The sequence below is a fragment of the Burkholderia thailandensis E264 genome (genome assembly GCF_000012365.1).
In the GTDB taxonomy this organism is placed as follows: domain Bacteria; phylum Pseudomonadota; class Gammaproteobacteria; order Burkholderiales; family Burkholderiaceae; genus Burkholderia; species Burkholderia thailandensis.
In genome coordinates this window covers 949434-971271 of sequence record NC_007650.1, presented here as the reverse complement: position 1 = coordinate 971271, position 21838 = coordinate 949434, and the positions used below count along the sequence as shown (strand labels likewise).

At 68.2% G+C, this 21838-nt stretch carries 20 protein-coding genes; 14 read left to right on the top strand and 6 right to left on the bottom strand.

Going from position 1 to position 21838, the window contains the following annotated elements; genetic code table 11:
- Positions 1–29 precede the first annotated feature (29 nt).
- From sctW to bsaN, 3 genes are read right to left on the bottom strand one after another with little or no spacing between them, the layout of a single operon-like run.
- The gene (sctW, locus tag BTH_RS04310; RefSeq protein ID WP_009896116.1) at positions 30–1175 is read right to left on the bottom strand and encodes a type III secretion system gatekeeper subunit SctW; all 1146 of its coding nucleotides are present in this window, start codon (positions 1173–1175) and stop codon (positions 30–32) included.
- Positions 1172–3031, bottom strand: a complete 1860-nt coding sequence (gene bsaO, locus BTH_RS04305; protein ID WP_011401042.1) for a SctC family type III secretion system outer membrane ring subunit BsaO — start codon at positions 3029–3031, stop codon at positions 1172–1174. Before bsaO ends, sctW begins: the two co-directional genes overlap by 4 nt.
- A gap of 13 nt (positions 3032–3044) precedes the next feature.
- The gene (gene bsaN, locus BTH_RS04300; RefSeq protein ID WP_190275338.1) at positions 3045–3686 is read right to left on the bottom strand and encodes a T3SS3/T6SS1 transcriptional regulator BsaN; all 642 of its coding nucleotides are present in this window, start codon (positions 3684–3686) and stop codon (positions 3045–3047) included.
- Positions 3687–3996: 310 nt separating this feature from the next.
- Here bsaN and BTH_RS35540 point away from each other — a divergent pair, with 310 nt between their 5' ends.
- The 13 genes from BTH_RS35540 to BTH_RS04240 all read left to right on the top strand — a co-directional run bounded on the left by BTH_RS35540 (position 3997) and on the right by BTH_RS04240 (position 15283).
- Positions 3997–4203, top strand: coding sequence for a hypothetical protein (locus BTH_RS35540; RefSeq protein ID WP_080511269.1), 207 nt, complete (start codon positions 3997–3999; stop codon positions 4201–4203).
- Positions 4196–5482: a PrgH/EprH family type III secretion apparatus protein gene (locus tag BTH_RS04295; RefSeq protein ID WP_009896111.1), complete on the top strand. Its 1287-nt coding sequence runs from the start codon at positions 4196–4198 to the stop codon at positions 5480–5482. The genes BTH_RS35540 and BTH_RS04295 overlap by 8 nt, the downstream gene beginning before the upstream one ends.
- Positions 5479–5748, top strand: coding sequence for a type III secretion system needle filament protein BsaL (gene bsaL, locus BTH_RS04290; RefSeq protein WP_009896110.1), 270 nt, complete (start codon positions 5479–5481; stop codon positions 5746–5748). The genes BTH_RS04295 and bsaL overlap by 4 nt, the downstream gene beginning before the upstream one ends.
- A 29-nt stretch (positions 5749–5777) precedes the next feature.
- On the top strand, positions 5778–6080 hold the full coding sequence (sctI, locus tag BTH_RS04285) for a type III secretion system inner rod subunit SctI (RefSeq protein ID WP_009896108.1): 303 nt from the start codon (positions 5778–5780) through the stop codon (positions 6078–6080).
- A gap of 4 nt (positions 6081–6084) precedes the next feature.
- Positions 6085–7032 (top strand): type III secretion system inner membrane ring lipoprotein SctJ, encoded by a 948-nt coding sequence (sctJ, locus tag BTH_RS04280; RefSeq protein WP_009896106.1) that lies wholly within the window; start codon positions 6085–6087, stop codon positions 7030–7032.
- Positions 7029–7616: a type III secretion apparatus protein OrgA/MxiK gene (locus tag BTH_RS04275; protein ID WP_009907418.1), complete on the top strand. Its 588-nt coding sequence runs from the start codon at positions 7029–7031 to the stop codon at positions 7614–7616. The genes sctJ and BTH_RS04275 overlap by 4 nt, the downstream gene beginning before the upstream one ends.
- Complete coding sequence (sctL, locus tag BTH_RS04270; RefSeq protein ID WP_009896102.1) at positions 7585–8370, top strand: type III secretion system stator protein SctL; 786 nt, start codon at positions 7585–7587, stop codon at positions 8368–8370. The genes BTH_RS04275 and sctL overlap by 32 nt, the downstream gene beginning before the upstream one ends.
- Entirely contained in the window at positions 8333–8533 is a 201-nt protein-coding gene (locus tag BTH_RS04265; RefSeq protein WP_009896101.1) for a hypothetical protein, read from the top strand. The genes sctL and BTH_RS04265 overlap by 38 nt, the downstream gene beginning before the upstream one ends.
- Positions 8534–9379: 846 nt before the next feature.
- Entirely contained in the window at positions 9380–10312 is a 933-nt protein-coding gene (locus BTH_RS04260) for a winged helix-turn-helix domain-containing protein (protein WP_011401039.1), read from the top strand.
- A gap of 14 nt (positions 10313–10326) precedes the next feature.
- Positions 10327–10764 (top strand): T3SS regulator BprQ, encoded by a 438-nt coding sequence (gene bprQ, locus BTH_RS04255; RefSeq protein WP_009896098.1) that lies wholly within the window; start codon positions 10327–10329, stop codon positions 10762–10764.
- A gap of 276 nt (positions 10765–11040) precedes the next feature.
- Complete coding sequence (locus tag BTH_RS34285; RefSeq protein WP_025370181.1) at positions 11041–11286, top strand: hypothetical protein; 246 nt, start codon at positions 11041–11043, stop codon at positions 11284–11286.
- 469 nt (positions 11287–11755) lie between these two features.
- Entirely contained in the window at positions 11756–13453 is a 1698-nt protein-coding gene (locus BTH_RS04250) for a M4 family metallopeptidase (protein ID WP_009896094.1), read from the top strand.
- Between the two features lie 510 nt (positions 13454–13963).
- The gene (locus BTH_RS04240) at positions 13964–15283 is read left to right on the top strand and encodes an MFS transporter (RefSeq protein ID WP_009896091.1); all 1320 of its coding nucleotides are present in this window, start codon (positions 13964–13966) and stop codon (positions 15281–15283) included.
- A gap of 322 nt (positions 15284–15605) precedes the next feature.
- On the opposite strand, the gene BTH_RS04235 is transcribed toward BTH_RS04240, so the two are convergent.
- Entirely contained in the window at positions 15606–16493 is an 888-nt protein-coding gene (locus BTH_RS04235; RefSeq protein WP_009896089.1) for a LysR family transcriptional regulator, read from the bottom strand.
- 102 nt (positions 16494–16595) lie between these two features.
- Between BTH_RS04235 and BTH_RS04230 the strand changes: the two genes are divergently transcribed.
- Positions 16596–17819, top strand: a complete 1224-nt coding sequence (locus BTH_RS04230; RefSeq protein WP_009896087.1) for an alpha-hydroxy acid oxidase — start codon at positions 16596–16598, stop codon at positions 17817–17819.
- A gap of 119 nt (positions 17820–17938) precedes the next feature.
- On the opposite strand, the gene BTH_RS04225 is transcribed toward BTH_RS04230, so the two are convergent.
- Positions 17939–19603 (bottom strand): S10 family peptidase, encoded by a 1665-nt coding sequence (locus BTH_RS04225; RefSeq protein ID WP_011401037.1) that lies wholly within the window; start codon positions 19601–19603, stop codon positions 17939–17941.
- Positions 19604–20109: 506 nt separating this feature from the next.
- The gene (locus tag BTH_RS04220; protein ID WP_009896085.1) at positions 20110–21699 is read right to left on the bottom strand and encodes a S53 family peptidase; all 1590 of its coding nucleotides are present in this window, start codon (positions 21697–21699) and stop codon (positions 20110–20112) included.
- Positions 21700–21838: the final 139 nt, after the last annotated feature.

Here is a 21838-nt window from a genome sequence, read left to right as displayed (position 1 = left end):
CGACCGGTTCGAATGAGGAGCGCCGCGCATCAGCCGGCGTCCGCGTGCGGGCGCGCCAGCCGCCGCTCGCGCGCGTATGTCGCGCCGATCAACGCCTCGATCGCGCCGAGCGCCGCGCGGCGCGCGTCGGCATCGCCGTAGAGCGCGATCGGCACGCCCGCGAACGCGCGCAGCGCGAGTTGCAGCAGTTGCGAGCGGCGAGCGGCCGAAAGCGGCTCGAGCAGATCGCCGAGCGCGCGCAGCAGCACGTCGGCGACCGAGAACGGCCGCTGCAGGCCGCCCAGCATCGTCGCGAGCGCGCGCTCCTCGGTGAGCCCGCAATCGCGCGCGAGCGCGTCGTCGAGCAGCCGGCCGACGAACTGCTCGTCGGCCGACGCGAGCATCCGCGCGCGATGCAGCGTGCCGAGGAGCGGCCCGAACTCGGCCGCGCAGCCGCAGCTCGGGTCGTGCGACTGCATGTCGTACGACAGCGCGGCGCTCACGTAGTCGAGAATCCGCTTGCGGCGGCTCGCGCCGAACTGCTCGATCCAGTCTTCGTAGACGACGAGATGCGAGCCGTCGAACTCGAGGAACTGCCGGTACAGCTCGCGCAGCCGGCGGGGATCGAGCTGCATCCGCGCGCCGAACACCTTCGCTTTGAGCGCCGCGTTGATGCCCGCCTTGATCCGCTTGTTGCCGTCGCCCGCGAGCAGTTCGTCGATCGCGCGCTCGACGACGTCGACGGATTCGCCGTCGAGCCGGCGCCGCCGGCGCAACTCGCGCAGCGCGAGCAGCAGATCGCTCTCGTCGCGAAAGCGCTCGCGCGCGTCGCGCAGCAGCGTCGCGAGGTCCACGCGGCCGCGCGGCGCGCGGCCGCCGAGCAGCGCGGCGAGCTCGTCGAGCTTCTCGTCGGCGTCCGTGTCGAGAATCCGTTCGAGGTCGTCGCTGCGGCGCCCCTTGCGCTCCGACGCGCGGAACCGGCCGAATTGCGCGGCGGCGTTCGCCGCCTCCTCGTCGACGCCGGCGAGTTGCGCCTGCACGTCGGCCGCGCCCGCCGCGCCCGCCGCGCCCGCCGCGCCCGTCTGCGGCGCGTCGTCGAGCGACGGCTCCGCGTCGAGCCGGTTCGCCGCGCTCCCCGTGCCGTCGATCGAAAAGCCGCGCCGCGCGGCCGACGCGCCGCCGATGATCGAGCTCATGACTGGTCGTCCATGTAGGGTTTGAGCATCTGCACGGTCGCGCGCAGCGTCGCGTTGTCCGCCGGCCCTCCCGATTCCCACGGCTGGCCGTCGGGCCAGGCCGCGCCCGCGCGCAGCAGCTTCGGCTGGATCAGGAACACGCGCACCACCTGCTCGTGCCGATCCGAATGCCCGCGAAACAGCCCGCCGATCAGCGGAAGGCTGGCCAGCCCGGGAATCCGGAACGTGCGGCGCGTGACGTCGTCGCGCGTGTTGCCGCCGATGAGCAGGCTCATCTCGTGCGGCACGCGCGCGACCGTGTTGATCTCGGTGCGGTTCACGAGCGGCATCGTGTTGTTGTCGATGACGATCTGGCCGTCGCTCGTCGCGCCGTCGGTGTTGCCGTCCTCGATGTCGACGATCATCTCGACCTGTGACGCATCGCGCGTGAGCCGCGGCAGCACGTTGACGAGCGTGCCGTAGGTCACATGATCGAGCTGCACCGTGCGCTCGCCGATCAGCTTCGCGTAGAACGTCTGGTTGCTGTCGAACGTCGCCGGTACGTTCTCCTGCGTGAGCACGATCGGCCGTGAGATCACGGTGGCGTCGCCCGTCTGGCTGAGCGCCGCGACCGATGCGAGGAATTTGGTGCCGTCGAGCGTCGTCACGTTGCCGCCGCGATTGTTGAAGCCGACGCCGATGCCCGGCGCATTGAGCGCGCCCTGCCAGTCGATGCCGAGCTGATCGAGCCGGCTCTTCCTGATGTCGATGATCCACAGCGACAGCTCGATCTGCCGCTTCTCGACGTCGAGCGAGCGGATCAGCGCCTCCATGTCCTGCACCTTGTCGAGCCGGCCGACGAGGATCACGCTGTTCGTGTCCGGATACGCAACCGCGCGCACGCCGTCCGACGCGGGCAGCGCGACGCCGCCCGCCGCGCCGCCCATCGGGCTCGCGGCGTTCGTCGGGTTCGCCGGGTTTGTCGAATTCGCCGAGCCTGCGCCGCCCGGCGCGTTGCCTGCGTCAAGCGGCGCGGGCAACGCGTCGGCGAGCGAGAATGCCGGCTTGCCGGCGGCGCCGCCCGCGCCGCCGCGCGCCGTGGCGTCGGCCGCCGCGGCGGGCGTGCCCTGCCGCGCCGGGCCGAAGATGCGGCCGAGCACGGTCGCCATGCCCGGAATGTCGACCTCCTTGTCGCGCAGCGTGTACTGGCGGTCGACGACGAAGCTGTTGTGAAGCTGCACGACGCGCACGACCTGCCTGTCGCTCGCCTCGTTCGAGCGCACCTCGTCGAGATAGCGCGCGGCGGCGGCGACGAGATTCACGTAGACGGGCGCGCCCGTCACGTAGAACGTGTTGCTCAGGTCGTCGCCGCGCACCGGAAAGCGCGGATCGTAGAGCCGCGTCTGCCGGATGAAATCGCGCAGGTTGCGCACCGTCGCGTGGCGCATCGAGACCACCGCGTTCTTGATCTCGGAGTTGTCGTAGATATAGATCGACGCGCCGTCGTCGTACCAGAGCAGCGCCATCGATTCGCCGAGCCGCGCGAGCAGCGCGCGCGGCTGCGAGAGGTCGAATTCGCCCGTCACGTGCTTGCGGCGCACCTTCTCGCTCGCGACGACCGGCTTGTGCAGCCGGCCCGACAGCGCATTGAGCAGCACGCCGATGCTCGCATCGTTCGCGACGAAGTGGCGCTCGTCGTCCTGCGGCGCGCGCGCCGGCGGCGCGTCGCCGTCCTGCGTGTCGAGCGTCGCGCTCGCCGCCGCGGGCGCGTCGGCGCTCGGCGCCGCGTCGGTCGGCGCGGCGAACGCCGCGCCCGTCATCAGCAGCGACGCGGCAAGCGCGGCTGCGTATCGTCTGGCCCTGTCGGCATACATCATCGGTTTGGGCTCCTCATGTCCGGCGACGGAACCGGCACGGCGAAATGCCGAACAAGTCCTTGATTTCCCGCGAGAAGTGGGACGACGACGCGAAGCCGTTGCTCATCGCGACTTCGGTCATGCTGTCGCGGCTCTCGACGACCTCGAGCACCGCCTGCGCGGCGCGCCATTGCCGAAGCTCGCGCTTCAGGCCGCGGCCGAGCGCCTGCCGGCACAGCCGGCGAAAGTGCGGCTCCGACACGCCGTAGCGCGCGGCAAGCGCGGCGATCGGCTGCGGGTTCGCACGCTCGCGCAGCAGGAAGCGCACGAGCCCGTAGCTCTCCTGCGCGCGCAGGAACGCGAACAGCGGATCGGCGCCGTGCGGCGCGCCCATCACGCGGGCGATCAACCACCGGTCGAATTTCCAGATGCTCAGATCGCCGGGCGCGTCGATCACCGCGCCGTCCGGCGCCCCCGCGCGATATTCGCGGCCGGCGCCGTCCGGCGTCGCGCAGCTTTCCAGAAAAGCGAGCAATTTCGCCGCCTCGAATAACGGCACGTCATGAAAACGCCATGCGCCTTCACGCGACGCGATTTTGAATTGACCGGCGCCGACAACCAGCGCCGATTTATTCTTGTCGATCGAAACGGCATGAGACGCCGCGCCGAACGACACATCCAGTTTCGCGATTTCCGTCACCGGCCTGATCAGCCTGATTGCCGGACCTGCAAACGATCTGGATTTTCCGGGTGAAACCACCACGCAATCGAACTTATTGAATCGATTCGCCATCGCGCACTCCTCGATAACGGCCGCAAAATGCTCGAACGATATTTTCGCGACCTTCCGGGAACGCAGATTAATCAGGCATCACATTCCGATCAAGGAAAAATTCGGCAATTGATAAAATCTCAATAAAATCATGCAAATTAACAATTCGATAATCTTCTTTCATATTCGAATTCATAACTATTCAGGCGCGCTCATGGCGGTGAGCGCCGCCAGGCGGTACATTCCGTCCATCGAGCCGGATTCCGGCGCGTCGACGAAAATGCTGACCGATGCGCCTTCCCGGCCCGAACCCGATTATCCGGTTCACGATCGACGGCAGCGAAGGCGATCGGGAAAACGATATATACATAATCAGGCCATTTATCGCCCAGGTCACCCTGGAAATCACCGAGATGAATAAACCAGATTCCGGACTTGAAATTATGCAACTCCGAATCCTGTTCGGCCCGCTATTCGGCTCGGATATCGCGATTCCGCCCGGGGAAATATTTTTCTGCGTCGGCGAGCAAGTGATCGACGATCGTCCGGCGGAGCACCCGGAAAATCACGCCGGTCATTTACTGGAGCGCGCGGTCGATACGCTTTATATCCCCCATCGGGCCGGCGCGCCGAATTTCCGCCTGCGTTTTCCAGGCGTGCCGACGCAAGCGGCGCGAATCCCGGAAACCGGTGAAGCCGCGCGCGGCGATTTCGAAGTCGATTTTCTGTCAGCGGACGGTTGCGTCACGCAATGCGCGGCATTCAACACCGTCTGCCGCTTCGGCGATATCGCGTTCGCGCTCAGGCGTCAGGGCGAGCCATGGAGCGAGGCGGTCGCGCGCTATGCGCCACACGCGCCCTCGCGTTCGCCGGACACCGCCGAGCAGGGCACGCCCGGTGAGCCCGGCGATTCCGGCGAGCGCGCATCGCGCTTCGCGCTGAAGCTGGGCGCGCTGCTCGTCGTGGGGGTCGCGCTCGCGGCGCTCGCGTACTGGCAGGTGCAGCGCTATGTCGGCGCGCAAAAGCTCGCGAGCGTGAACGGCGTGCTGGCGGGCGCGCCCGCGCCCAACGCGATCCTGCCCGGCGACGACGGCCGGATTTACGTGCTGAGCGCGTCGCAGGACGGCGCCGAATGGGACCGCGAGGCGCTGCTGAAGGCGGCGCTGCCGGAGAAGATCGAAGTCGCCGTGATCGGCGCGGAGCGCCAACGCATCGAGCGCCGGCTCGACGAAGCCGGCGTCGATTTCGTGACCGTGCGCCTCGACACGCCCGAGCGCCCGGAGCTGATCCTCACCGGCGCCGCGCCCGTCGCCGATCGCGCGCGCGCGATCGGCGAGCTGCGGCGCGCGGCCCCATACGTGCGGGACGTGCGCGTGATCGACGCGAGCCTCGGCGCGATCGAGCAGGAGGCGCGCAACGCGCTCGACAAGGCGGGCGCGCGCTATCGGCTGCTCGCGCGGCGCGGCGGCGCGACGTTCGAGGTGGCGACCTCGTTCGGCGACGAGGAACTCGCCGCCTTGCAGAACCTCATGCGCTCGTTCAGCCACAAGTGGGGCACGCGCCGCGTCGACTTCAAGATCGCGCTGCGCACCGACTGGCTGAAGGGCAAATCCTATCGGGAAGGCGGCGATGGCTACGTGCTGCTCGATCACGCGTCCTGGTATTTCCCGCAACCCCTGGAAGGAGCACATTCCCGATGAGCAATCCCCCGACTCCATTGCTGACCGACTACGAGTGGTCAGGCTACCTGACCGGCATCGGCCGCGCGTTCGACACCGGCGTGAAGGATCTGAACCAGCAACTGCAGGACGCGCAGGCGAATCTCACGAAGAACCCGAGCGATCCGACGGCGCTCGCGAACTATCAGATGATCATGTCGGAATACAACCTGTACCGGAACGCGCAGAGCAGCGCGGTCAAATCGATGAAGGACATCGATTCGTCGATCGTCTCGAACTTCCGCTAACCCTCTCTACCGCGCCGGGCCGAACGATCATGAACATCACGAATCCGCATGCCGTGTCCGCGCAGCCGTCGCTCAGCGAAATCGAATCGTCCGAGCGGCCGGCGACGCTCGACGCGATCCTGAAGCAAACGCTCGCCGATGCGAACGACAAGTCGAATGTCGCGAAGGCGAGCATCGAATCGCGGCTCGCCGATCCGGTCGACTTCGCGCATCCGGAGAAGCTGATCGCGCTGCAAACGGAGCTGTCCGACTACAACATCTACGTCTCGCTTGCGAGCACGCTCGCGCGCAAGGCCGTCTCGGCGGTGGAGACGCTCGTCAAGGCGCAATGAAGCGATGAGACGATTCGTTTCTTTCTCGCTGCTGCCGGCGCTGCTGCTGCTCGCCGCATGCAACCAGCAGGAACTGCTGAAGAACCTGACCGAGCAGCAGGCGAACGACGTCGTCGCGGTGCTCCAGGCGCACGATCTCGCCGTGCGCAAGGAGGACCTCGGCAAGACCGGCTATGCGGTGAGCGTCGAGCAGGCCGATTTTCCGACCGCCGTCGATCTGCTGCGGCAATACAACCTGCCGTCGCAGGCGCGCGTGCAGATCGCGCAGGCGTTTCCGGCCGACTCGCTCGTCGCGTCGCCGCAGGCCGAGCAGGCGCGGCTGCTGTCGGCCGTCGAGCAGCGCCTCGAGCAGAATCTCGCCGCGCTGCAGAACGTCGTGAGCGCGCGCGTGCAGGTCAGCTATCCGCTCAAGCCGTCCGACAGCGGCAAGCCCGACGCGCGGATGCACGTGGCCGCCCTCCTCACGTACCGCAACGACGTGAACGCGGACATCCTCGTGAGCGAAGTGAAGCGGTTCGTGAAGAACAGCTTCACGAACATCGATTACGACGACATCTCGGTGATCCTGTATCGCGCGCCATCGCTGTTCCGCGGCGCGCCGACGATGCCCGCGTCACATGCGGGCGGCGCATGGCTCTACTGGCTCGCCGCGATTCCGGTCGCACTCGCGGCGGCGGCCGCCGGCGGGCTCGCCTACCTGCGCCGCCGGCGCGCGGCCGGCCCCGATGCGCCGGCTCACGCGGCCGCGCGCGTCGAACCCGCGGCGCCGGCCGCCCCCGACGCGCGCGAGACGACCGAGGTGTCGACGCCGCGCGACGCATTCGACATATCCGATGCATCGGACGCATTCGATGCATCCGGCGCGCCCACCTCGCGCAGCGCAGCCGCGAACTCCGCTGCGGCCGACGCGCCGGACGCCTCGCGCGGCGCGCCGTGGGAGCCGCGCCGATGAATCCGCACGCGTTGATGCAAGTGATGTACGGCCCGCTCGGCTACGCGCATCCGGATCATCGTGCGATCGCCGGCGTCGATCTCGCGCGCATGCCCGCCGACGTCGCGAACCAATGGCTGATCGACCATCATCGCCTCGACACCGCGATCGATTTCGATTGGCGCGGCGCGCCGCGCGCGGCGCCGTGCGTCGACCATTGGGCGCGTCTGCCGCGCATCGCGTTCCTGATCGGCGTGCAGCGGCTGCGTGCGGCGCTCGTCGAGCATGGCCGATACGTGCGGCTGGACGCGTCGAGCCAGCGCTTTCTGTGCGTGCCGCTCGCGGCCGTGCCGAAGGCCGCGTGCACCGGCGCGCCCGACGACGACGCGATCGTCGCGGCCGGCGCCGCATGCATCACGGCCGCGCTGCGCGACGCGCCGCGCGCGCTGCGCCAGCGCCTGCCGCTGCTGTTCCCGCGCGCGCATGCGGCGCGGCTCGCCGCCGGGCTCGACGGCGCGCACGACGATGCGCGCACGGCCTGGTCTTCCTCGCTCTTCTCCTTCGCGGTGAATCATGTGCTCCTCGAACCTGCGCCAGTTTCCTGACACGCTCGCGCCGCTCGGCGGCGTGCTGCTCAAGCGCGCGCCGCTGTCGCAGGCGGCGCGCGCCGAGCGCTTGCTCGACCAAGCGAGGCGCCGCGCGCAACGGCTCGTGCGCGACGCCGAACGCGAGGCCGACGCCTGCCGCGCGCATGCGGCGACGGCCGGCTACGAGGCCGGATTCGCGCGCGCGATCGCGGAACTCGCCGCCGGCGTCGAGCGGATCGACGCGCAGCGGGCGACGCTGCTCGAGCGCGTCGTCGACGACGTTCGGCGCTCGCTCGAACGCCTGCTCGACGATCCGGATCTGCTGCTGCGCATCGTCGACGCGCTCGCGAGCCGTCGCGCGTGTGCGGCCGATCGCCCGCTGCGCGTGTCGGTGCCGACGCACGCGAAGCGGATCGCGCCCGCGATACGCGAGCGCCTGAACGACGCGTATCCGTTGGCGCAGGTCGTCGTCGCCGACACGCGGACGTTCGTCGTCGAATCGGACGAGGCGATTCTCGAATTCGACCCGCGCGACATCGCACGCGAACTCGGCGATGCGGCGCTCGCCGCGTGCCGCGCGGCTGTCGGCACCGCAGCCGACGACAAGTTCGCGCGGCGCGCGACGATCGACGCGCGCCGCGGCCCCGAACGAAGCGCCGCGCGCGACGCGACGGCGATCGACGGCGATCGGCCGCCCACGCGCGCCGACACTTCAACCGAACAGGAGCCATGCCATGACGCCCTTGCAAGCCACGACGCACACGCAGACTGACGCCGCCCATCGTTCGGCGGAGCGCGACGCACCGAAGCCGTCCACCTCGCTCGACGAAATCATGAGGCGATGGCTGATCGACGACTTCAAGCAGAAAGTGATGTTTCCCGACCCCGACGATCCGAGCGCCTGCCCGACGTTCGACGGCAACGGCAGTTGGTGAGCGCACGCGCCGCCCGTGCTCGGCGGCGGCGCATCGGCGAACGCGCAAGCGCGACGCGCCAAGCGCCCGGCGTTCGTGTGGAGAACCAAGGATTTCCACGAAGCAGCGGCCCACGCATCGCGCGTGACGTGACGTGACGTGACGTGACGTGACGTGACGCGACGCGACGCGACGCGACGCGACGCGACGCGACGCACGTAGCGTATGCCGCTCGGCATGCACGCGCGACACGATGCGATGCGACCGTCGCGCAAACCTCACCCGCCGCGCCCATTCGCACCGCATGATTCGCGATGCCGCCCGCGACATCGCAACGCATCCCCCCGCGTCACACGCGTCGCGCGAAAAGAACGTCGCGACACATCGTCCTCGCCTCTTCGGGGACTATATATCGACGGCAACGCGTCGACCGCGAAACGCCTTCACCGCATGCGGCGGCGGGCCTTCCCTCACCGATTCGGGCGGCACCGCCCTGTTTCTCGCCAAGCGCTTTTCAAGCGCGACTTCCCATTGAAATCGTGCAATTCGCACAACGAATTTCGGCGTCGTTCGAGTTGAATTATCGAGGCGCACAATTGAACATATTTATTAAATAATTGCTTACGACAATTTCGTAAAAGATAATGCAGCGTCTGTCTGCTGCCGAGGTCACACGAATCGCCTCAGGACCATCCACTATCGGAGCGCCACACGCCGCTCGCCTTATCCGGACCTCCGCGACAGATTGACGCAGACGCCGCCCAACGGCGCGGCAGCGCGGCTTCCACACGCGCCGCCATTGGTCAGTACTCGAAAAGAAATACGCGCAATGCGCAATTCGATGCGCACTCGCTCGAGTCGGCCCATATGTGGCGATTCACGTCGCCTTCGAATGACTTTTCAAACAGTGAGAAACGCCATATTTTGAGCAAGTACCAGATCGACGGCAGTGTCGTATTCGATAGTCAAGCGATGACGCTTTCTCGCGGCGACATCGTCACCACGCTTACCGCCAACGAAACCGAGCTGCTTTGCATCTTGATGCAGGGCACGGCCAGCAAGCAGGCCGTGATCGAGCAAATCTGGGAGAGCAAGGGGCTCTTCGTCACGGAAGGCAGTTATCACCAGCTCGTGCGCGCGCTGCGTGTGAAGCTCGACGAGCAGGGCATCCCGCCCACGCAAGTGAAGACGCTGCCGCGGCTCGGCCTTCGCTTTCTCGGGTTCGCCGAGCCGCTCGACGAAGCGCCGCCTTCGCCGGACGCACACGCCGCGTCCGCTTCGTCGGCTTCGTCGGCTTCGCCTATTGCGTCCGAACCCGCGCCCGCCGCCGCGCCGGCCGACATGCAAGCGCCGCCCGCCGCATCGAGTGCGCCGGATGCATCGCCTGCGCCGATCGCCTCCGCCTCCCCGCCGCCGTCCGGGCCGCCATCCGGCGAGGCGGGCGCGGCGCGCCCCGTCACGCGCACGGCGCATGCGCGATCGCCCCGGCGCCGAGCCGCGCATCTCGCGATCTACGTGACGCTCGCGGCGTGGGCAAGCGTGCTCACATGGCAGACGTTCCGGCATCGCGACAACACCTTCCGGTTCCGCTTCACGCGAACCATCGACGGCATCCACTACTTCTCCGACGGCCGCATGAACCAGCCCGACCTGCTGAAAGCCATCGACGTGAAACCGCTCAAGGGCAGCTTCGTCTACGAGATCGAACTGGGATCGAACGACTGGCTCGCGGTATGCCCGGAATCCATCTACGAAACACCTGAACTGTGCCAAGCCTATTTCATCGAAAAGAGCAACTGATCGCGCTGTGCGTGGTGGCGCTGAGCGGATGGACGGCGTGGTACGTCACGGTCGGCGCGTATCGCGATCTGCCGCGCAGCAAATGCGTGATCCGTCAGCCGCGCTTCGTGCTCAACAAGGACGGCGTGACGCGTCAGGCGGTGTTGTCGACGTCGTTCTGGCTCGACGTGCACCGCGTTCACGTGTCGGGCTGCTTCGAGCACGAGAAAGTGGACCTGTCCATCGATCGCAGCGGCTCGTTGCAAACGCTCTTCAGAGGCGACGGCTCGCTGCTCTGCCGCGTCAACCACGTCGCCTACACCGCGCGCGACAGCGCGGCGTCGTATCCGCTGCCGTCCGCGCTGCCTGACGTCGGCGACGAGATCGACCTGCGCTTTCGCAAGCTCGCATCGAACGCGTGGATCGTCGAGACAGGCGACGACCGTGTCGGCATGTGCATAGCGGAGCCCTGACCGGCCGCATCGCGCCGCGTCGCCGCGATCGGCCTTCGCGCGGCGCGCGCCGGGATGTTTGCCGCCGCCTCGGCGCAACACGCACCGCGCGTACATGACGCTCCGATACGCAACGCGGCGACGAGCCGCGTCAGCCGACGCAGCCGGCACGTCGCACGCGGTTGCCGCCGCTTCGTCAAGCTCCTGCCCTTGTCCCGTTCCGGACGCCTCCGCGCGCGGCCATGCGCGCGCCTCGCGGCTTCGCCGCGGAGCGGCCGAAGCGCTGCGAGCGCGCGCATGACCGGATCGGCCCTCACGCCGGCCGGGCGCGGCCAATCGCTCATCGAGCCGGCCCGTCACGACCACCCGATGCGCACGGCGATACCTCGCCCGCATCAAGCGGGTATCGCGCCGCTATCCACGATGCCGGCGGCCGTCGCGTCGTTTTTCCGCATCGTCGAGCGCCACGCCATTTCATCCATCGGGACAAATTCCGCCATTCGGCGCGCCGCCCGTTCCGCCGATTTTCGCTTCCAAATTTAAAATTCAGGCAATCCGGGTTAACAACCATACCCCCGCGAATCAACCGAATATTCACAAAAAAACACGCTCAACAATCCTGATGAATATCCGTAAAAATCAAACATAGCCGCCGCTATCGGCCGTCATGCGCGCCGCGCACTCCATCGGGCCGCACCGTGCGCAGCGCCGCCCCGCCCGCAGAAATGCCCGATTTTCGCCTGATTTTTGCCCAATTCGCGCCCGTCTCGCGTCCGTGGCCAGACGTCCGCAGCGCGTCCGATGCGTCGCACAGGATCATTTCAAATTCCTCACCAACACCTGACCCGATTCACACCGAAACAATGAAGCATTAATTTTTTGGTAAATATCTTGTAAATATTAAATTGACCTCCTAGCATGCCTCTGCAGTTCGAAGGTACCTCTCATGTTTAATGCTTGCAGTTAATGCATTTCGAATAATCACGCAATCATTCATTATCTGGGGGATTCCATGAAGAAACTGTCTTGCCTGCTGTCCGTCACCGCGATTTCGCTCGCGTGTTTCAGCGCGTTTGCGCAAGCCGACGATCCGCAGGCCGCGGCCGACCGCGCGCTGCAACTGATCCGGCAAAACCCGTCCACCTTCAACCTCGCCGCCGGCAGCGCCGCGCGCACGCTGAAGTTCGCCGGCGCGCAGGCGAAAGCGCCCGCGGATGGCGACCAGTTCCAGGTGCGCGATGTGATCGTCGACGCCGACGGCACCGAGCACGTGCGCTTCGACCGTTTTTACGCGGGGCTGCCCGTGATCGGCGGCGACGTCGTCGTCCATTCGAACCAGGGGCAACTGAAACAGGCAAGCCTCACGCAGCCCGCGCCGATCAACCTCGCGGGCAAGATCGGCAAGGTCGGCGAGCGCTTCGTGGTGCGCAACGCGCCCGACGTGGGCGCGGACGCGGCGCGGCGCGTCGCGGCCCGGCGTTTCGGCGCGGACCTGCGCCGCGTCGACGGCGCGGATCTCGTCGTGTTCGCGCGCGACGCCGCGCCGACGCTCGCCTACGCTGTGCGCGTGTACGGCAAGGCGACCGACGCGCACGGCGAAGCCGTGATCTACTACGTCGACGCGCGCACGGGCGACGTGCTCGACGCGCAGGACCTGATCAAGACCGCCTCCGCGACCGGCACCGGCCGCTCGCTGTACTACGGCAACCTGTCGCTGACGACCGACCAGACCGGCACGAACGCGTACCGCCTGCTCGATCCGACCCGCGGCGGCGGCTCGGTGTACGACGGCCGCGGACTGAGCTCGGACGAAGTCGAGCAGTCCAACGATCTGCCGATCTTCACGAGCAGCACGAACGTGTGGGGCAACAACACGACGAGCGACCGGCAGACCGTCGCCGCCGACATCGACTACGGTCTCGCGCTGACGTGGGACTACTACAAGGCCACGCACAACCGCAACGGCATCTTCAACGACGGCCGCGGCGTGAGGAGCTACGCGCACGTCGTGTTCGACACCGGCAGCGGCACGACGGGCGCGAACGCGGCGTGGCTGTCGTCGCGCGTGATGGTGTACGGCGACGGCGAGCCGGGCACGCGTCTGCCGAAGCCCGTCGTGTCGGTCGACGTGGCCGGGCACGAGATGAGCCACGGCGTGACCGAGGCCACCGCGAACCTGAATTACTCGGGCGATGCGGGCGGCCTGAACGAATCGACTTCCGACATCTTCGGCACGCTCGTCAAGTACTACGCGAACAACCCGAACGATCCGGGCAACTACGTGATCGGCGCGCGCATCACGAGCGGCGGCCTGCGCAAGATGTACAAGCAGGATCTCGACGGCCGGTCGTACAGTTGCTATCCGTCGGGCGGCTTCTCGTGGGCGAATCCGCGTCACGATCCGCACTACACGTCGGGCGTCGGCAACCGGTTCTTCTATCTGCTGGCGGAAGGCCCGGTCGCGCCGTCGACCGATACCGGGCTGTCGAAGAGCCAACTGGTCTGCAACGGCGACACCAGCTTCAGCGGGCTGGGGCGCGACAAGGCGGGCAAGATCTGGTATCGGACGCTGACCGTGTACCTGACCACCAACTCCAGCTATCCGAGCGCGCGTCGCGCGTCGATCCAGGCGGCGAACGACCTGTACGGCGCGAAGTCGGCTGAGAGCGCAACGGTCGCGCGTGCGTGGAGCGCCGTCGGCGTGAACTGACGGCACCGAGCCTGCGCTTCGCGGGCCCGCCGGCCGCGACGATCACGCAACAATCACGCAACGATCGCGCGCCGGCACGTTCGCTCCGTCGAAAGCAAGCCGATCGGTCCGGCGCGGATGCGCCGATGCGCCGGATCGATCGGCTGCACAGCCCGAATGAGTGCCGCGCGATCGCGCCGGCGTTCCGGATGACGACGCCGCCGCCCGCGCAAGCGGCCGACATGAAGCGGGATGCCCGCGCGCGGGAGCATGCGGGAATATCCGGAGCCGTGACGCGCCGCGCGGCAACCGTCGCGCGGCGCGTCCGGCTTTCGGCGCGACACGTGGCCCCGCCGCGCCACCAGTTCGTCTCTTCGCGGAAGCTTCCATAAAAGCGAACAAACTTGTTCCGATTATTTCGCTTTCCGCCGATTACGTCCTCCTCTTACCCTTGCTGCACCCGACCGCGCGCCGCCGTCCGGCGTCGGCAATCGCACGGGCCATGAAGACAATCGAAACCGGAGACATCACGTGTCGCAAGCCAGCCCTCTTGCCACTCCCCCCTATTCCCCGCCGGCGGGGACCCTCGCCCGCCTTCGCTCGATCTTCAGCGGATCGGTCGGCAATCTGATCGAGTACTACGACTGGTACGTGTACTCGGCGTTTTCGCTGTATTTCGCGAAGGTCTTCTTTCCGTCCGGCAGCCAGACCGGGCAGTTGCTCAACACCGCGGCGATCTTCGCCGTCGGTTTCGTGATGCGGCCCATCGGCGGCTGGCTGGTGGGCCTGTACGCGGATCGCAAGGGACGCAAGGCCGCGCTGCTGATCTCGGTGCTCGCGATGTGCGCGGGCTCGCTGATCATCGGCCTCACGCCCGGCTACGGCACCATCGGCATCGCGGCGCCCGTGCTGCTCGTTCTCGCGCGGCTGCTGCAGGGCCTTAGCCTCGGCGGCGAATACGCGAGCTCGGCCACCTATCTGAGCGAGATGGCCGACAAGACGAACCGCGGGTTCTATTCGAGCTTCCTGTTCGCGACGCTGTCGCTCGGCCAACTGCTCGCGATGGCGGTGCTGGTCGCGCTGCAGCAGTTCTTCCTGAGCGCCGCGCAACTCGAAAGCTGGGGCTGGCGCATTCCGTTCCTGATCGGCTCGCTCGCGGCGGGCGTCGCGATCTTCCTGCGCCGGAACATGGAGGAAACGGAATCGTTCGAGCAGCACCGGCAAAGCCGGCGCAGCCGCGCGTCGGCCGCCGGACTGCTTCGGCACAAGCGCGCCTGCCTGATCGTCGCGGGCCTGACGCTCGGCGGCACGGTGGCGTTCTACGCGTACACGACGTACATGCAGAAGTTCCTCGTCAACAGCGCGGGGATGAGCAAGGCGGACGCATCGATGGTGTCCGTGATCAGCCTGATCGCGTTCGTGCTGATGCAGCCGGTGTTCGGCAGCCTGTCCGACCGCATCGGCCGCCGTCCGCTGCTGATCGCGTTCGGCGTGCTCGGCACGCTGTGCACGGTGCCCATCTTCAGCGCGCTGACGACGGCCAGGACGATGGGCGGCGCACTCGCGCTGATCTCGGCGGCGCTGCTGATCGTGAGCCTCTATTCGTCCGTCAGCGCGGTCGCGAAGGCCGAGCTGTTTCCGGTCGAGATCCGCGCGCTGGGCGTCGGTCTGCCTTACGCGATCACGGTGTCGCTGTTCGGCGGCACGGCCGAATACATCGCGCTGTGGACGAAGAGCATCGGTCACGAGACCTGGTTCTTCTGGTATGTGTCCGCGTGCGTGCTGATGTCGCTGCTGTGCTACCTGTGGATGCCCGATCCGAAGGAAGTGTCCTGCATCGACCAGGATTGAATCCGGCGCGCCGGACACCGATGCGAGCGGGACGAACGGCTGCGCGGCCGCCGGTCATCCCGCCGGTCATCCCGCCTGACGTTTCGTCGTTTCGCCGTCTCACTGCCTCACTGCTTTTCCGCTTCGCCGAGCCGGCCGCGTCGCCGCGCCGTCCGGGCGCTCGGGCGATCGGGCGATCGGGCGGGCAAGCCCGGCACGCGCCGGCATGCTCTCGCCGCGCCCGCCGTTGACGCCGCGCCCCACGCCGCCTCCCGCGCCCGTGTCGCCGCCAGGCGACAAGACGCCAACGATCCCGACATCCCGACGCGAGCCGAACCCCGGCTCAGCGAAAATCCGCGTGCCGCCGCACGAGCGCCAGCATCGACGGAATCAGCCCGCGCATGTCCCCGCGCCGCCACTGGAACGCATAGTGGAGCGGCGAGAGCGGCGGCTCGCTCGTCAGTTGCACGAGGCCGCCGCCCGTTCGCGCATCGGCCCAGTCGGCGGGCAGGAAGCCGATGCCGACGCCTTCGCGCAGCATGCCGGCCACCGCGCTCCAGTTGTTGCACGCGATGCGCCGCGGATGATTGATCCCGCACGCGAGCAGCCATTCGTCGAGGATGCGCGTGACGCCCGAGCCCGCAGGCAGAATGACGAGCGCATGGCGCGCGAGCAACGCCGGCGTCAACGCGCGCTCGCCGCCCGCCAGCTTCTCCGCGGCCATCCATGCGAACCGGGCGTCGGCCACCGGCTGCGACAGGACGCTGCCGCGTGACGAACGGCCCGCGATCACCGCGAAATCGAGCTCGCCCGCGTCCACCTTCTCTTCGAGCGCCGCGCCCACGTCGACGTACGGCTCGAGGCTCAACTGCGGATGCAACGCCTGCACGGCGGCGACGAAACGCGGCAGCCATGTCAACGCCGAGAGTTCGCCGACGCCGAAGCGCAGCCGCCCGCTCAATCCCTTGTCGCCCGCGAACGCGTCCTGCAGCGCGGCCACCGATTCCAGCACGCGAACGGCGGCCGGCAGCAGCGCGGCGCCGTCCTCGGTCAGCACCGCGCGATGCCCGCTGCGATCGAACAGCGTGCGCCCGACCACCTGCTCCAGCTCGTTGATCCGCTTCGATAACGACGAGATCGACAGATGAAGCCGCTGCGCCGCGGTCGAGAAATTCGCGCAAGTCGCCGCCCAGTAGAAGGCGTCCAGTTGCTTGAGCGTCGGAGTTGCCATGATTCTTCGCTTTTATCGAACGATTTCGTTTGAAGATTATCGCTTTTTTTCGATACGGCGGCTGCCTAGAATGCCTGCGTCACGTCAGGAAAGCGCCCGTCAATGAGCACCGTTACCTCTCCCATCGTCGAACAGAGCCCGCCTGCGGCAGGCGCCGCCGCGAGGCCGCCGCGCGTCCTGCGGGACGTCCTGAGCCTGCACGACTTCGAGGCGAAGGCGCGCCGCGCGCTGCCGCGCCCGATCTTCGGCTACGTCAGCGGCGCGGCCGAAGACAACCGCACCCGCGACGACAACCGCGCGGTATTCGACGAGTACGGCTTCGTGACGCGCGTGCTGCGCGACGTTTCGCAGCGGCGGCAGGGCGTCGAATTGTTCGGCCGCCGCTACGCGTCGCCGTTCGGCATCGCGCCGATGGGCATCCACGCGTTGTCGACGTATCGCGGCGACGTCGTGCTCGCGCGTGCGGCGCAGCGCGCGGGGATCGCGTCGATCATGAGCGGCTCGTCGCTGATTCCGCTCGAAGACGTGGCCGCCGCCGCGCCCGGCACGTGGTTCCAGGCGTACCTCCCGGGCGACGCCGGCCGCATCCGCGCGCTCGTCGAGCGCGTCGCGCGCGCCGGCTACCGGACGCTCGTGGTCACCGTCGACATTCCGGTGTCCGCAAACCGCGAAAACAACGTGCGCAGCGGCTTCTCGACGCCGCTGCGCCCGAGCCCGCGCCTCTTCTGGGACGGGCTGACGCGGCCGCGCTGGCTGCTGCGCACGTTCGCGCGCACGTTGCTCGCGCACGGCATGCCGCACTTCGAGAATTCGTTTGCGACGCGCGGCGCGCCGATTCTCTCCGCCAACGTGCTGCGCGATTTCTCCGCGCGCGACCACCTGAGCTGGGCGCACGTGCGGCGAATCCGCGAGCAATGGACGGGCGAGCTGGTGATCAAGGGCGTGCTCAGCGTCGACGATGCGCTGATCGCGCGCGAAGCGGGCGCCGACGGCATCATCCTGTCCAACCACGGCGGCCGCCAGTTGGACGGCGCCGTATCGCCGATGCGAATCCTGCGCGACGTCGTGCAGGCAGTCGGCGACGGGTATCCGGTGATGATCGACAGCGGCTTTCGTCGCGGCTCGGACGTGCTGAAGGCCGTGGCGCTGGGCGCGCGGATGGTGTTCGTCGGACGGCCTTTCAACTATGCGGCGGCGGTGGCGGGCGAGGCCGGCGTCGCGCATGCGATTGCCCTGCTGCGCGAGGAAGTGGACCGGAATCTGGCGATGCTCGGCGTCAACAGCTGCGAGCAGTTGTCGCCCGATGTGCTGATTCGCAAGCGTTGACGGCGGCGGGCCTTTCGTCGCCAAGTGCCGCCGGCGCCTCCAAGCGCTCGCGAGCGCCCGGCGGCGCCTTGCTGCCATGGCGTTCCGGGCGCTCGCCGCCGCCGGCGAATCGCGCTGCGCTACGCGCGCTTTTTCTCCTGCAGCGCGCGAATCCGCATCACCGCCGCGGTGTCGCGCACCGTCGATTCGTACATCTGCGCGAGATCGCGCTTGAGCGCGGTGCGCGAGCCGCCGTCGAGATACACCATGTGCCCCGACGGATAAAACCGCGCGGACAGATTCTGCCGCACCGTCGGCGCCTCGAGCGGCATCTGCTGCAGATCGAGCACCGTCTGGTAGAACGGCGTGACGAAATCGTAGAGGCCGTTCGCCGACAACACCTTCAGGTCGACGTTCAACGCCATCGTCGCGGCGAGATCGCCCGCCGTGTACAGAATCACGTTGCCCTTCGCATCGACGCCCTGCTGCGCGCCCGTCGGATCGATGTGGCCGAAGTCCCAGTACTTGAACGCCTGATCGTTCAGGTCGGTGAACGACGAGTTCGACGTGTACTTCAACTGCTCGTTCAGATACGAGTTCCACATCGCCGTGTAGACGCCCGACACCGCCGTCATCGTCGGATCGTTGCCGCCCGAGTTCGGATCGATCTTGCCCGCGATCCCCGATTCGATTCCGGTCACGCGGCCGTCGTACGCGCCGAGCGCGAGGTCGCGCGCCTTGAGCAGCGTCGTGAGGAACAGCGCGTTGCCGCGCGCGTCGTAGCCCGCGATGTCGAGGCTCCACGACAGCAGCGTCGTCGTGTCGATGCCCGTGTAGTCGGACAGCTTCTTGACGACGGCCGCGTCGGACTGCGGAAACTTGCGCAGCGCGTCGAGATAGTCGGTGCGCGCGAACTGCGCGACCTCCTCGACGAACGCGCCGAGATCGGTCGGCGTCGGCGCGACGCCGAGCCGCTTGTGATACCACGCGTCGGCCGCCGCGGTCGGCAGCGCGCCCACCGGGTTGCCCGCCTGCCGGTAATCGAGGATCGACGACTGCAGCGTGATCCCGTTCAGATCGACGCCGTCCTCGTGCAGCTTGTACGCGAGCACGCAGCTGCGCGCGGTGCCGTACGATTCGCCGAACAGGTACTTCGGCGAATTCCACCGGTTGTGCTTCGTCAGATAGCGCTTGATGAACTGCTTGATCGAGTTCGCGTCCTGATCGACGCCCCAGAAATCGCGGTTCCTGCGCGGCGCGATCGCCGTCGAGTAGCCGGTGCCCACCGGGTTGATGAACACGAGGTCGCTCTTGTCGATCAGGCTGTCCGGATTGTCTTCCATCTGGTACGGCGCGGGCGGCGTGAAGCTCGGCATCGACGTGCGGATGCGCCGCGGCGCGAACGAGCCGAGCAGCACGAACACCGACGACGAGCCCGGCCCGCCGTTGTAGAAGAACGTGACGGGGCGCGCTTCCTCCTGCTGGCCGTCCTGCGTGAACGCGACGTAGAAGATCTTCGCGGCCGGCTGCGAGCTGCTCTCGTCGACGGTCACGAGGTGGCCCGCGGCTGCCGTGTACGCGATCGTGCGGCCGTCGATCCGGATCGTGTGGTGCGTGATCGCCGCGGCCTCGGTCGTATCCGTCACCGAATCGTCAGGGCCGTTGCCGTAGGCGAGCGGATCGAAGAACGGCTGATCGCCGTCGCCCTTCGGCGTGACGACGATAGGGGGCGGCGCGTGAACCGAGGCCGAAGCGCCGTGATGCAGCGGCTGCGCGCCGCCGGAAGAAGTCGAATCGATGCTCATCGTGCTGCTCCTTCTGTTCGATTGAGGGTGCATGAACGAATCGTCAATCGTGCCAAGCCGTTTGCCGCCGGCACCGGCCGCGTGCGCCGCAAGCGGCGAATCGCGCCGGGCCGGCTTCGGAACGGCCTCGCGCAATGCGCTGCCGCCGCCGTCGCTGCTTCGCCGCAGCGGCAGCGACGCGCCGTTGCGGCCCCGGCTCCGTCGCAACGGCGAGCCGGGAATTCGAAACCGTTACCGCCGCGCGGGCTGCGCGGCGGCGTTGCGCATCACGTCGCCATCGCCGCCACCGCCACCATCGCCGCCGGCGGCGTCGTGCACCGAGCGCCGTACACCGCGCACACCGTGCGCCGGCGCAGCCGAACCGCCGCGGCGGGAACCGGCTCCCGCCGTCGCGCGCCGCCAGAATCTCCGGCAGCCCGCCCGCGGCGTCAAGCGCCGCAACGCCGTAGCCTGCGCAACGCGGCGCCCGGCGCGTCGGCGCCGCGCACCGTCTCGCGCACCGTCCGTCAGGCCGCCGCGCCGCTCTTCAGCGCCGCCGCGACCTTCGCGCCGTCCGGGCTGCCGAGCCCCGTGCACGCGTCCCAGCCCGGCGTCGCCGCATATGCGCCGTTCTCGCCCACCGAGACGTCGTGCAACGCTCCCGCGTTCCGGTACAGCTTCGGATTGATCCAGCCCGCCGGGCTGCCCGCCGCCGCGTTGATCCGCGCGACGAGCGCGGCCCACAGCGGCGCGACGGCGCTCGTGCCGCCCATCACCGTCGACGTGCCCGCGACGAGCACCTCGTAGCCCGTCGCGGGCGACGCGTCCCCCGCGACGTCCGGCACGCCGCGCTTCGCGAGCGGCGCCGCGCCGCCGCCCCGCGCGAGCGTCGCGCTCAGGCCGCTCTGCCACTGCGGCGCATCGAACACGGTGCTGACGCCGCCGCCCGTCGCGCCGCCGCCCGCCGCTTCGTCGTTCCACACGACCTCGCTGCGGATGCCCTGCCCCGGCAGCGCGTCGAGCCGCGTGCCGCCGCACGCGAGCGCATACGGGCTCGACGCCGGGAAATCGACGTGGTTCGCGCCGTCCTGCAGGCCGTCGTTCGAGCCGTCGTCGCCGGACGCCACGCACACCGTCACGCCGAGCGCCGCGGCCGATTGCAGCACGCGGTTGAACGCCTGAATCGATTGCGACGTCCAGCTCGCCTCCGCCGCGCCCCAGCTGATCGACACGACCGACGGCCGGTTCGTCGTGTCGTGCACGGCCTGGTTGACCGCCTGGATGAAGCCGGCGTCGCTGTTCTGCGCGAAATAGACGGCGAGCGTCGCGCCGGGCGCGATCGCGCCCGCGATCTCGATATCGAGCGCGACTTCACCGTCCGGCCCGCTCGGATCGCCCGTCGGCGCGTTGCGGCCGGCGCCGACGTTCACGTCGACGAGCTTCGGCTGCTGCGCGAGCCCGAGGCCGCTGAAATACCGCTGGATCTCGGCCGGCCGGTAGCCGCCGCCGAGCTCGACGATCGCGATGCACTGGCCCGCGCCGTCGCCGGGCGGAAAATCGTAGAGCGCCGCGAGCTGCGGCGGCGTGTAGGTGACGGCCGCGCCGCGCGCGGGCTGGAAGGTCGGCCGCAGCCGGAAGTGCGGCCGCGCCTGCGGGCGATCGTCGAGCCCGAGCACCGCGGTGACCACGTCGCGCAACTCGTCCGGCAGCGTGATGTCGCCCGTGCGGCCGCGATACCGGCCGACCGTCCGGTGCTCGAAGCGCTCGAGCTTCACGCCGAACGCCGCCTCGAACTGCGCGATCGTGCCCGTCAGCACGACGAGGCTTTCGACCGGATCGACGCGCGCGACCGCGAGGCCGCGCTGCTGCGCGAACGCCTCGACTTTCCTGACGTCGTCGGGATGCGCGCAGAAACGCCGCGCGAACGCCTCGCGCGAGACCGGCTTCGCGTTCGGATCGCCGCTCGCGAGGCCTTGCAACAGCGAATCGAGGTGCTGCTCTTCCTGTCGCCGCAACATCACCATCACGCGAATCGTCTCGGCCGGATCGCACGGACCGATGCACGTGGATTCGGCGACGATACGCGATTCATTGCCGGCGTGAAGATGCCTTGCCATATTCGGATCCTCCAGAAGCCGTGATGACGGGTTGCCGGGATTCGGACACGGTCGCGCGATCGCAGTTCCGGGCGGTATGTCGGACGGCGCACACACGCCGCCACGGGGACCGTGCGACAGTACGGCAAAGCAAGTGTAA